Annotated in this window: 10 protein-coding genes; 8 read left to right on the top strand and 2 right to left on the bottom strand. The window is 58.8% G+C overall.

Annotation, left to right across the window (positions count from 1 at the left end; all coding sequences use genetic code 11):
• Nucleotides 1–16: 16 nt before the first annotated feature.
• Both QMK52_RS23955 and QMK52_RS23950 read right to left on the bottom strand, forming a co-directional pair.
• A complete protein-coding gene (locus tag QMK52_RS23955; protein WP_078820994.1) occupies nt 17–475 on the bottom strand; it encodes a (2Fe-2S)-binding protein in 459 nt (152 codons plus the stop codon).
• 35 nt (nt 476–510) lie between these two features.
• Nucleotides 511–1128 (bottom strand): hypothetical protein, encoded by a 618-nt coding sequence (locus QMK52_RS23950; protein ID WP_078820995.1) that lies wholly within the window; start codon nt 1126–1128, stop codon nt 511–513.
• Between the two features lie 207 nt (nt 1129–1335).
• On the opposite strand from QMK52_RS23950, the gene QMK52_RS23945 reads away from it, so the two are divergent.
• The 8 genes from QMK52_RS23945 to QMK52_RS23910 all read left to right on the top strand — a co-directional run bounded on the left by QMK52_RS23945 (nt 1336) and on the right by QMK52_RS23910 (nt 11739).
• On the top strand, nt 1336–2229 hold the full coding sequence (locus QMK52_RS23945) for an AraC family transcriptional regulator (protein WP_122735686.1): 894 nt from the start codon (nt 1336–1338) through the stop codon (nt 2227–2229).
• Between the two features lie 105 nt (nt 2230–2334).
• Nucleotides 2335–3684 carry an EAL domain-containing protein gene (locus QMK52_RS23940; protein ID WP_078820997.1) on the top strand — a complete coding sequence of 450 codons (1350 nt, stop codon included), beginning with the start codon at nt 2335–2337 and terminating at the stop codon, nt 3682–3684.
• 221 nt (nt 3685–3905) lie between these two features.
• Entirely contained in the window at nt 3906–4571 is a 666-nt protein-coding gene (locus QMK52_RS23935; RefSeq protein WP_078820998.1) for a response regulator transcription factor, read from the top strand.
• 139 nt (nt 4572–4710) lie between these two features.
• Nucleotides 4711–5376 (top strand): response regulator transcription factor, encoded by a 666-nt coding sequence (locus tag QMK52_RS23930; RefSeq protein WP_078820999.1) that lies wholly within the window; start codon nt 4711–4713, stop codon nt 5374–5376.
• Nucleotides 5373–7760 (top strand): ATP-binding protein, encoded by a 2388-nt coding sequence (locus QMK52_RS23925; protein WP_320403534.1) that lies wholly within the window; start codon nt 5373–5375, stop codon nt 7758–7760. Before QMK52_RS23930 ends, QMK52_RS23925 begins: the two co-directional genes overlap by 4 nt.
• Complete coding sequence (locus QMK52_RS23920) at nt 7760–10093, top strand: ATP-binding protein (RefSeq protein ID WP_078821001.1); 2334 nt, start codon at nt 7760–7762, stop codon at nt 10091–10093. The genes QMK52_RS23925 and QMK52_RS23920 overlap by 1 nt, the downstream gene beginning before the upstream one ends.
• A 277-nt stretch (nt 10094–10370) precedes the next feature.
• Entirely contained in the window at nt 10371–10919 is a 549-nt protein-coding gene (locus tag QMK52_RS23915; protein ID WP_078821002.1) for a fimbrial protein, read from the top strand.
• 73 nt (nt 10920–10992) lie between these two features.
• A complete protein-coding gene (locus QMK52_RS23910; RefSeq protein ID WP_078821003.1) occupies nt 10993–11739 on the top strand; it encodes a molecular chaperone in 747 nt (248 codons plus the stop codon).
• The last annotated feature ends 8 nt before the right edge of the window (nt 11740–11747 follow it).

The raw sequence follows: 11747 nt of genomic DNA, 5'->3' as shown, positions 1-11747 counted from the left end.
CTGATTACCTCGTTGCTCAGGCCAGCGACTTGGCCGCTTCATGGATGGCCGCACGAATACGTACATAGGTGGCGCAACGACAGACGTTGCCCCCCATGGTCCGGTCGATGTCGGTATCGGAAGGTGCGCGATTGGTTTGCAGCAAGGCCACGGCACTCATGATCTGGCCGGATTGGCAATAACCGCACTGCACCACGTCGAGGCGCTGCCAGGTGTCCTGGACCACTTTGCCAGTCGGGGTCTGGCCGATACCTTCGATGGTGACGATCCTGGCCCCGGTTGCTGCCGACACGGGCGTAACGCAGGCGCGTACGGCCTGGCCATTGAGGTGTACCGTACAGGCCCCGCACAGCGACATGCCGCAGCCGAATTTGGTGCCGGTCAGTTGCAAGGTGTCGCGCAGCACCCACAGCAATGGCGTATCGGGGGCGACGTCGACACGCATGTCCTGGTCATTGATATTAAGCGTGATCATCAAGGAGTTCTCCGACTCGTTAGTATTGCAACGGCTTATTCAGGGCAGGGCTGGCCTGCGGCGCCCCACACGGTCATGTCCTGCACGTGCGTCTCGAAGCTGCCGGGTGGGGTGGAGCGTCCAGGCCCTGGCGCCCAGGCCCAGGGAATGAAGCCGTCGACCTTGGCGTCATGGTGCAGGTGCTCGACCAGGCCCGCCGCATCCCGACCGCCGTTGCGCTTGGGGTCTCGCAGTTGTGTACAGATTTGGGCGCCGGTCTTTGCGAACCACTCGAAGGCCACCGGGGCAAGCTGCCACGGCAGGCCGACGTGGGGCGGCATATGTGCGGCGACGTTCGGCGTGGCGGAACTGGCGTGACAGCTTGAACAAGACAGGGTCTCCACGCCGATTCGCGAGTCGCCGGCGTGGACGTTCATGCCGTGCGGGCGGGTCTTGTTCTCGCCGGCTATCGTCCACATGGGAATGTTATCGGGGCCGACGTGGCAGTTGGCGCAACGCGGATGCGTCACCACCGCCTCGATCCGCTGCCAGGCTTTCAAGCCTTCGGCTTTACTGACGCTACCGGCAGCGGGCAGGGGAGCGCCTGTGCTGTCGGCCAGCGCCATGCTTGAAATGGGCAACGCCAGGAGAAAGGCGATCAGTCCTGTTTTCATAATTATGGTCCTTCAGGCGAACTCACGGTGCAAGACAGGCAGGTTAGGTGAGCCGCGCGGCCAGCGTTTGCACAAAAATGACGATTACTTGCCTGAACCGCAGGATTGGGCAAATCAGCATTTTTACCGGCAATACTTACTGCTACCCTTTGTCGATTCAGGCAGGTAATTCGCCAAGGCAGGGTGATTCGATTGAAAGACGCAGGTATGTCCCCGATTGCAGAGTTGTCTAACGCTATCGAGCGCTTTGCCAGGACCGACGGTGACTTTGCAACGGCGCTGCCCGCGCTGACGTTGCACCGCCGGCACGGTGTCAGCGAGCCGATGCCGTGCATCTACAGCCTGGGCGTGGGCATCATTACCCAGGGCCACAAGCACATCATGGTCGGTGACAGGTTATTCAATTACGGCCCTGGTCAACTGATGCTGTCGACCTTCGACCTACCGGTCACTGCCCACGTCACACGCGCCTCACGACGCGAGCCACTGCTGGGCATGATGTTGACCCTGGACATTGCGCAGATCGCCCAAGTGGCCTTCGAAATGGAGTCGACCCTGTCGCCCGAGGCCGGCTACGAACCTATCTCCGTCAACGTGCTGCAGCCGGCGCTGCTGGATGTCTTGTTGCGACTGGTGAGGCTGCTGGATGAGCCGCAACTGGTTGCGTCGCTCGCACCGCTGCTGCAACAGGAAATCATTGTGCGTTTGCTGGCAGGCCCTCAGGGCGCCCAATTGCGGCATATCATCGGCGACGGTACGCCGCGTCAGCGCATGGCGAAGACGCTTTCCTGGTTCAGGAAAAACTTCAAGCAAGCCTTGAGCCTGGACGCTCTGGCGGCACACGCGCATATGAGCCCAGCGACATTCCGTCAGCATTTTCGCGATATCACCGGCATGAGTCCTTTGCAGTTCCAGAAGCAGATGCGTCTGCAGGAAGCGCGGCAACTGATGCTCAATCAGGCCTTGGACGCAGGCCAGGCGAGCAGCCTGGTGGGCTATGAAAGCGCCTCGCAATTCAGCCGCGAATACAAGCGACTGTTTGGCGCGCCGCCCTTACGGGATATCCGGCGTATGCGTGATGGGGCGGATGCGGCTCAATAAAGGCTGATGGCAGCCACCCTGGCTTTTAGTCCCAGTCCTATTTGTTTCTTTTTTGGCGCTGATAAGCTTTTTCCCTGAAGAAATAGTCTCGGGAAAATCCTTGTCATGATCCTAAATGTCGCCGTGCCCAACGAGTTCAGCGCGTTACGTGTAATCACGCTGGCATCCGATGCGGCGTGCGCACATCGGCTTGCATCCGCCTTGAGTGGCTTGGGCGTTCTGCCTCTGGCCAACGTCGACTCGCTGGATGCGCTGCAAGCGTGGCTGGATGATTATCCGGTCGATGTCATCGTGTGTGAAATTCGCCCTGAATGCGGCGATGGCTTGATGTTGCCGAGCTTGCTCAAGGCCCGTCACGAGTCAGGCAAACTGGCCCAGTTTCCAGGCATTTTCTGGATGGGCGAAACCACGCTGGGCGCGCCGGGTGGGGCCGCTGACGGTGCACGTACGTCTGCACGTGAAAGGTCGGCCAAGCCGCTGTGGGTCAAGTACATGGGTGGAGTCGCCGTCAGCGCCCTGGAGTCCCATGCCCGTTTGGCGAGGGCGGCGGGCATTTTCGTCGAGATCGTGCGCGAAGGCGGCACCCTGGACCTGGGCGATGCATTGCGCGCCACGGTACTGACCCGCGTGCAACCCGACCCCTCGCTACGCAAAAACACCTTCGACGCCCTGGCCGAAGATGAGGTGATCCATGCGCTGACGACCGGCGACGGGCTGCGCTTTGTGTTTCAACCGCAGTTCGAATTGCTCAGCCGACGCATTGTGGGGGCCGAAGCGTTGGTGCGCTGGAAGCACCCACGCTTTGGTGAAGTACCGCCTTCGGTACTGATGCCTTTGGTCAACCGCCTGGGCCTGGATTTGCTGTTGTTCAGCCTGGTGGAGATGTGGACGATCAAGGTCATGCTGTCGCTCAAACGCGCGAACATCCAGATTCCCATCGCCGTGAATGCTTCAGCCAAGACGATTTGTACGCCCAACTTCGCCGATCGCCTGGCGGCCAGAATGCGCCAGGCAGAGCTGCCCAATCGCCTGCTCAAGATCGAGCTGACCGAAGACGTCCCTGAACCCAATGAGCTGCACCTGTCGGCTTCGTTAACTGCGATTCGGGCCAAGGGTTTCCAGGTGTCGATGGACGATTTCGGTACCGGGGCGGCAACCTTTGCCTTACTGGCAAACCTGTCGTTTGACGAGATGAAAATCGATGGCTCGTTTGTCCGGGGTGTCGAACAGCATTCCTCGTCGCGCAATGTCATCGCCGGCATCGTCAACTGGGCGCGGCTGCTCAACCTGAGCCTGGTGGCGGAGGGGATCGAGGATGAGTCGACGATCCCGCTGCTGCACCGTTTGGGCTGCCGGATCGGACAAGGCTATGCCTTGGCGCGGCCAATGGAAATCGATGCTTTCCTCAACTTTGTGATTCAACAGAGCAGTCCCGGTACATCGCTGGCTGAGTGAGCCCTACGCTTTTAAGAGCAGTCTGATATTCATCTGAATGCAATTGCATTAAGTTTCGCATCGTCTGATTTTTCAATTGTTCAGTACTTTTGAATGTCCTGCTGCTGAGGCGTGGCCAGCTCGGCTGGCGAACTTGCGCTTGAGAAGTCGAGAACCAATTAACAGTCAATAAAGTTGCTGTTCTCGTCTTTTTGCTCGTTATAAAGAGTGTTCCTTGATCTATGAAACGTTTACACATTGCTTTGCTGGATGATCATGCAATTGTACGACATGGTTTAGTCAATCGACTGGTACAGGAACCGGATTTTGAAGTGGTCGGCGTGTACAGCCGTAGCCGTGACCTGATAACCGGGCTGGCGACAGCACCGGCCGAGATATTGCTGCTGGATTTTGTGCTGGGCCCCTGCGAGCTGGATGGTATTTCGTTGATTCGCGCGCTGCGCGTGAAGTTTCCAGCCTGCCGGATCCTGATCTTTTCCACGCACCATGACGCAGCGACCGCAATCCTGGCGTTACGGGTGGGCGCACGCGGGTTTCTGGGCAAGGGCGAAGACATGGAGCAGTTGATCTGCGCGGTCCGGCTGGTGGCCTCAGGCGCCGTGTACTTGAGCCCGGACATGGCCTACCGCGTGGCGGAGGCCACCGCCGTGAGCTATGACGGCGAGGCTAACGGCCGGGATGAAGCCCTGCGCTTTGTCAGCCTTTCTGCACGTGAACAGGAGGTGATTCGGTGTTACCTGGCCGGCATGACCATCACCGAGATCGCCGAGAAATTCAACCGCAGTATCAAAACCATCAGTTCGCAAAAAGCCGCCGCATTTCGCAAGTTGGGGGTGATGTCGAACAATGAGTTATTCAGGATCAGGCATATTATCGAAGGAATTTGAGCGGTGCGGATTCATCTGCTGTGCGCGTGTCATTTTGCGGTTATTGCATATACTCATGTGCGTATTAGACGTTGTATCGATGAGTTATCCCTGTGTTTCGACGGTGCGGCGCGCGCCGGGCCGAGAGGGTACGATCACGATGAAAACCATACGCATTGCGTTATTGGATGACCACGCCGTCGTTCGACATGGCCTTGCCAATACGTTGGCAGCCGAGGCGAACTTTGAAGTGGTTGGCATTTATGAAAAAAGTCGCGACTTGATTGCCGGCCTTGTTACGGCACCGGCAGATTTACTACTGCTGGATTTCTCTCTTAATCCCAATGAGTTGGACGGTGTATCACTGATCCGGGCGTTGCGCGTCAAATTTCCCGAATGCCATATTCTGATCTTGTCCAGCCATCATGATCCGGCGACAGTGGGCCTGGCCATGCGCGTGGGCGCACGTGGTTTTGTGGGGAAGGGCGAAGACATGAGCCAGTTGGTGAAAGCGATTCGCAAAGTCGCAGCGGGCGCCGTGTATTTGAACACCGACATGACCTATCGCTTGGCGGAAACGGTCACGGGTGAGACGCGTGAAAGCACCAACGTGGAGCGCGATGCGCTGGCCCTGGCGGAATTGACGAGCCGCGAGCAGGAAGTCATTCGCTGTTATCTGGCAGGCATGACCGTGAGTGAAATTGCCGAGAAATTCAATCGCAGCATCAAAACCATCAGCACGCAAAAAACTTCTGCATTCCGCAAGCTTGGGGTGACGTCTAACAATGAGCTGTTCAAGCTCAACAAGATCATCGGTACTCCATGAAAAGGGCGCTGTGTACCGTGGCGTTATGTAGCTTGCTGATAATGATGGTGCCTGCTGCAAGGGCCGGTCCGGTCGAGCTGAGTGCAGAGCAAAAGGATTGGGTCCAGACGCATCCAGTATTACGGGTCGGCGTGGTCGAAGACCTGATGCCCTTCGAATACATCAGCGACGCAGTCATGCGCGGGCGGTCGATAGAGTATTTGCAATTCGTCACGGCCGCGACCGGCCTTCAGTTCACGTTCGTACCTGGAAAAACGCTGGCCGAGCGCGAGAAAATGTTGCTGGAAGGCCAGGTTGACCTGCTGTCGTCTTATTTACGCTTCAGGTCTGAACCCACTACCAAGGGGCTTCGAACGCTTGCCTACGAATCGACCTCACCGGTCATTGTGACGCGTGTCGAGAGCCCCGATGTTTTCGATATTGACCAATTGCATGGTAAGACCGTAGCGATACCCGATGGTACGTATTACCAGCAGATCTTTCGCCGAAAAGGGGTGCAGGCCACTTTCAAAAAAAGCGCTTCAGCCTTGGAGATACTGACCAGCGTTGAAGACGGCAGTGCCGATGCGGCAATCGCGTCAGCCATCTTTCTAACGCCTTATCTGTATCAACGGTTCCAGGGCATTCTGGAAGTATCCGGTGTGCTCGGCAGCCAGGTGCTGGATGTGAGCATGGCGACCCGTACAGACCAGGTCATGCTGTATTCAATACTGGAGAAGGTGTTCGCCTCCATCACCGTCGAGCAACGCAACCGGCTGTATGGGCGCTGGTACCAGGATCTGTACCTGAATGTTCCATCGCTGCCCAGTATCGCCGCCCATTATTTGCATGTGTTGATCCTTGGCGCGCTCGTGCTGGTCAGCCTGTGCGCACTGCTGTATCGAGGCCAGCGTCAACGGCGCCTGGCGGTGCGTAACGAGCAGGAAAAAACCATGTTTCTGGCGGTGATGGGGCATGAAATCCGTTCACCGATGAACGCAGTGCTGGCGGCAATGGAATTGCTCGGGCACACCCGGCTCAACCAGCAGCAGCGCCATTTGGCCCATCTGGCTAACAGTGGTGCCAACGCCTTGGGGCGGCTGCTGGATGATGTTTTGGACAGGCCCGGCTCAATTGCCAAACCGCCAAGGCTGGCTGTCGAGGCAATCGACATTGAGGCATTGGTTCAAGGTGTAGTCGGGCTGCATCGACTGCGCGCGCGGGAAAAACACCTGAGCTTGAACTGTCATATTCAGGCGCAGTTGCCCTTGTTGTTGCTAGACAGCTCCCGGCTCACGCAGATTTTTCATAACTTGCTATCCAACGCCATCAAGTTTACCGACATGGGCGGTATCGACATCGACGTAGCGTTAGCGGTGTCAGCGGACGGCACCGCGCAATTGCAGATTGAGGTTCGCGACAGTGGAGTCGGTATTTCAGACGCAGCGCAGGCCGCCCTGTTTCGTCCTTATGCCCAGGCCCGAGAGTCTTCCCGGCGCACAGGGGGCACCGGGTTGGGCCTGATGATTTGCCGGCAACTGGTGGGTTTGATGCAGGGGACGTTGACGCTGACGAGCGAGCAGGGCTCAGGCACGACAGTGGCTATCCGCTTACCGGTGAGCATCGGCGAGGAGCCACCGGTCTTGATGCCGCAAGCGGCACCCTCAGCCCTGCCAACCGTAAGCGGCCTGCAGATTCTGGTGGTGGAAGATACCTATGCGAACCAGGAGGTTTTGCGTGCGCAGATCAGTGCATTCGGCTGCCAGCCAGTGATCGCTGCCGACGCCGCGCAAGCCTGGCGGCTGTTCAGGGAAGCCGTATACGACCTGGTGCTGATGGACTGTGATTTGCCCGATGAAGACGGTTATGGCCTGGTGCGCAGGTTGCGCGCCCTGGAAATACAACTGGGGCGCACACGCAGCCCGATTATCGCGATCTCTGCCCTGACCGGCGACCGTCATCTTCAACGCTGTATTGAGGCGGGCATGGACGCGACGCTGAGCAAGCCCATACGCCTTGGGCAGCTGTGCGAAGTCATTGAACGCTGGTGCGGGGTCAAGCTGGCCGCCCCCAGTACCAGCTTGATGGCGCCTTTGCTGGATCAAGCCGCAATCAACCGTGAAATGGCCGGTGACCTGGCAAACCTGGTCAAAGCCATCGCCCTGTGCGACCGCGAATCGGCTCAACACGTGGCTCATCGATTGCACGGTGCGGCGTTGATCATGGAGTGGTCGGCACTGGCGCAGGCCGCCGAGTACATGGAGCGTCTGCTGTATGGCGAAACAGAGTGGGGACCGGTGCACGCCCAAGTCCTGCGGCCGTTGTTGCAGCATTGGGCCGCGTTGAGCGGCGATACAGTGCTCGACATACTGCCGGCGACGCGTGCGCAGCGGACGGCGCGCTGATGAGGCGCCTGCTGCTGGTACTGGCATTGGTGTGCCTTCCGGCGTCGGTAGGCGTATACGCCAGTTCGCCACCGATGACGTTGACGCAGCAGGAGGTGGACTGGATCGCTGCCCATCCGGTACTGCGTGTGGGGGTGTTCGAGGACCTGCTGCCATTCGAATACATGAGCGGCGGCCAATTGCGCGGCCTGTCGGCCAAGTACCTGAGGCTGATCGGGTTGCGTACCGGTCTGCATTTCGAGCCGGTGCTGACCACCACGCGCAGTGCGCGCAAGGAGATGCTGATCGGCGGTGAGGTGGACATATTGTCCACTCGACGTCGTTCCGACGACCCGGCCCAGGATCGTGGGATGCTCTACACCGTGCCTTACAACACCAGCTCGACGATCCTCGTCAGTCGTTTTGGCGATCAGCCCCTGGCGAATCTGGAGCAGTTGGCCCATAAACGCTTGGCCATGTTGGGGCGCGAAGTCTATGGCGCCTTCCTGCGTGAAGAGGCCCCAGGGGTCACGCTCATAGCCGCCCAGAACGCGGTCGACATGATGGCGATGGTCAAGGACGGCAAGGCGGACGCCGCTATCGCTTCGGAGTGGTTGTTGATCCCGTATCTTTCCCGCCAGTATCAGGGCGTCTTGCAGATATCCGGCGTGGTGCCGCAACTGCACACCGGTGTCAGCATGGCAGTGCGCGACAGCGATGAGATCCTGCTGTCGATCCTGGAGAAGGCATTGGCCTCCATCACCGGGGATGAGCGCAAGGCGATCTTCGATGCCTGGTTTGCCGACATGAACCTGGATATCCCGACCATCAGGTCCATCGCCGAACATTACGCGGGTGAGTTGTGGCTGTTGCTGGCCATTGTGCTGTTGCTCATTACGCTGGTGTGGCAAAGCCGGGTCCAGCGGCGGCGCGTCGTGCAGCGCGAGCGCGAGAAAGCGATGTTCCTGGCGGTCATGAGCCATGAAGTGCGCTCACCCATGAACGCGGTGCTGGCGGCGGTTGAGCTGCTTGAGCACACGCCACTGGACGAACAACAGCGGCACCTCGCGGACCTGGCCAATACCGGCGCCAATACCTTGCTGCGCTTGGTCGACGATGTGCTGGATATCTCCAAGATGGAGGCCGGGCAATTGCAGCTCAATCTTGAGCCGGTGGATCTGTGGTCATTGCTGCAACAGCAGGTGGATGATTACCGAGTCTATGCCGAGGAAAAGGGGCTGACGTTGACATTGACCGGTCAACGCCCCGTTGCTTCAGCATTGGTTGATGACCAGCGGGTGGCCCAGGTGCTGCGTAACCTGATCTCCAACGCCATCAAGTTCACCGAGCACGGCCGAGTGGAGGTGCAGCTGCTGTTGCCCGACGCACCGCCGGGGGTAACTTCGCAGGCGGTGATTCGCGTGGTCGACACCGGCATTGGGTTGTCCGACCAGGCGCAAGCTACTCTGTTTCGGCCCTATGCCCGCGCCAGGCAATCATTCAAGCGCAGTGGCGGCACCGGTTTGGGGCTGGTGATCTGTCGCCGTTTGGTGAAGTTGATGCACGGTGAGCTGACCTTGAGCAGCGTCCCGGGGAGCGGCACCCAGGTCGAAGTGAGGTTGCCCGTCGAGTGGGCTGGAGCGCTTGAGCCGCCTGTGCGGGCAGCAGATCCTGATGCGGCGTCCAGGGAGGTTTCATTATGGGTGCTGGTGTCGGGAGGCGAATATACCGATCAGCAAGCAGTGCAGGCATTGCTTCAAGATTTTGGCCTGGGCGTACGGCTGGCGGTCGAGGGTGACGAGGCGCTGGCGCTATTCAATCAGCACAGGGTCGATCTGGTGCTGATCGATGAGCATCAGGCGTTCAACCTGAGCGGCCCTATGCGCGACGTGGAGCGCCAACAACAGCGCGGGCATTGTCCAATCATTGCGATGTCGCAGGTAACAGGTAATGACTATCTTGAACGCTGTTTTGAGGCCGGCCTGGACGGCGTGCTGAGCAAGCCGGTGCGTCAGGACAAATTGCAGCAAATGATCGAGCTGTGGTGCGATCAGGTCCTGATACCAGCGGCGCAGGTACACAGCGTCTCAGGGCAGGAGCGGGAAGGGCAGCAAGAAGCGCTGCGCCAGGATCTGAACCGTCTGTTCAGCGCTGTTGCCCTGCGTGATCGCCCGGTTGCCCTGCAGGCGGCGCATCGGCTAAAGGGGGCTGCACAGACGGTAGGCTGGACTGCGATAGCGGCCGGCGCCGAAGGGATCGAGTCGTTGTTGCACGATGAAGTGAACTGGCCAACCGTAGCGGTTGCGGATCAACTCAATCTTATGGCGCAAGACTGGGCTGCGGCCGGTTATTGAATAACGCGTCTTGCCTCGACAGCCTGGTTTTTAGGACCACTCCTATAGACGAAGTAGTGACCCTCCCAACAAATAACATAAGTTGAAGTGCGTAAGTTTTTGCCGAGCGAAACAGACGTTAATTGTTGAAAATATTGAGTGGCTTAGTTGTTTTTAGGAGCACTCCTATATTGGGTGTTGCGCGGACTCCCTACACTTCACTGCGCAACAACACAGAAGTTATCCAGCACCGGAAACTTCTTCACTTACCTGGTATATCGCTCTCTCGGAGTTACTCATGAATTACAAAGCCCGCGTCCTCGCTGCATTGGTCGCCGCAACCGCCACCTCCGCTGCCATGGCTTCGGATGGCACCATCAATTTCAACGGTGAACTGAAGGCCGAGACCTGCCAGGTTGCAGTGAATGGGGCGGCCGGCTCGGCAGGCACCACCGTCACGCTGCCGACTATCTCCACTGCTTCCCTGGCCTCTGCTGGTCAGGTGGCGGGCCAGACCGGTTTCAGCATTCAGTTGAGCAAATGCTCGGCAGCGCTGAAAACCGCGGCTGCATTCTTTGAAGCCGGCGGCTCGGTTGACCCGGCCAGCGGCAACTTGAAGAACATCGGCGGTGGTGCCACCAAGGTCCAACTGCAATTGGTCGACGCATCCAATGGCAAGGCCATCAAAGCCGGTGACACCGCACAAGTGGCGTCCACCAGCCGTATCGACATCGATGCCACCTCACTCAGCGCAGACCTGCCATACGCAGTTCAGTACTATGCCCAGGCCGCGACCACGCCGGGCACCGTTATCAGCAACGTGACTTACTCCATCAATTATCAGTAAGTCGCCGGTAATGAAGGCACGCCCTGTTGTTTATTTAAAGGGCGTGTTTTCGGGGCGGCATTGGGACTAAGTCATGCCTTGCATACTTGCATTTAAACAATTGCTTCTGGCAAGCCTTGTGGCACTTGGGTGTTCCCAGGCGCTGGCAGGTGTAGTGATCACCGGTACCCGCGTGATCTACCCGGCGGACCAGAAAGAAGTCACGGTAAAACTCAATAACAACGGTACTCAACCCGCGTTGATGCAAGCGTGGATTGACACCGGCAGTGTGGAGTCCACCCCCACCAGCTCCAAGGCGCCGTTTCTGCTGTCGCCTCCGGTGGCGCGTATCGACCCGACCAAGGGCCAAAGCCTGCGAGTGCTATTCACAGGGACAGCGCTGCCCCAGGACAAGGAGTCGGTTTTCTGGCTCAACGTGCTGGAAATTCCGCCTAAACCCGAGGCTGGGGAAGACCTGAACACTCTGCAAATGGCCTTCCGTTCGCGGATCAAATTGTTCTATCGCCCGACCGGTCTTGCAGGCACCGCCAGCGAAGCGATCGAGCAGGTGCAATGGCAACTGGTTGCGGCCCGCGATGGCCAGGGCCTTGCCCTGCAAGCGTTCAACCCGTCGGCGTTTCACGTATCGCTGGTCGAGCTGGACCTGGTGGCCGGCGGTCAGCGCGCGCGCAGTGAGGACGGCATGGTGGGCCCGGGTCAAACCCGGCAATTTCCGCTGCCGACTCTTAAAACCCCACCCGCCGCAGGCGCACAGGTGGAGTTCAGCGCAATCAACGATTACGGCGCGCTGATCCCGACTCGGAAAGCACTCAAGCCCTGATCAATTCC

It is taken from the genome of Pseudomonas sp. P9_2, assembly GCF_034008255.1.
Classification (GTDB): domain Bacteria; phylum Pseudomonadota; class Gammaproteobacteria; order Pseudomonadales; family Pseudomonadaceae; genus Aquipseudomonas; species Aquipseudomonas synxantha_A.
Note: the sequence above shows the minus strand (reverse complement) of the source record. Positions and strands in the feature narration are given on the sequence as shown.

Excerpts from the sequence above, each read along its gene's own strand:
- QMK52_RS23955 (WP_078820994.1), bottom strand. The coding sequence starts at position 475 with ATGATCACGCTTAATATCAATGACCAGGACATGCGTGTCGACGTCGCC.
- QMK52_RS23950 (WP_078820995.1), bottom strand. The coding sequence starts at position 1,128 with ATGAAAACAGGACTGATCGCCTTTCTCCTGGCGTTGCCCATTTCAAGC.
- QMK52_RS23945 (WP_122735686.1), top strand. The coding sequence starts at position 1,336 with ATGTCCCCGATTGCAGAGTTGTCTAACGCTATCGAGCGCTTTGCCAGG.
- QMK52_RS23940 (WP_078820997.1), top strand. The coding sequence starts at position 2,335 with ATGATCCTAAATGTCGCCGTGCCCAACGAGTTCAGCGCGTTACGTGTA.
- QMK52_RS23935 (WP_078820998.1), top strand. The coding sequence starts at position 3,906 with ATGAAACGTTTACACATTGCTTTGCTGGATGATCATGCAATTGTACGA.
- QMK52_RS23930 (WP_078820999.1), top strand. The coding sequence starts at position 4,711 with ATGAAAACCATACGCATTGCGTTATTGGATGACCACGCCGTCGTTCGA.
- QMK52_RS23925 (WP_320403534.1), top strand. The coding sequence starts at position 5,373 with ATGAAAAGGGCGCTGTGTACCGTGGCGTTATGTAGCTTGCTGATAATG.
- QMK52_RS23920 (WP_078821001.1), top strand. The coding sequence starts at position 7,760 with ATGAGGCGCCTGCTGCTGGTACTGGCATTGGTGTGCCTTCCGGCGTCG.
- QMK52_RS23915 (WP_078821002.1), top strand. The coding sequence starts at position 10,371 with ATGAATTACAAAGCCCGCGTCCTCGCTGCATTGGTCGCCGCAACCGCC.
- QMK52_RS23910 (WP_078821003.1), top strand. The coding sequence starts at position 10,993 with ATGCCTTGCATACTTGCATTTAAACAATTGCTTCTGGCAAGCCTTGTG.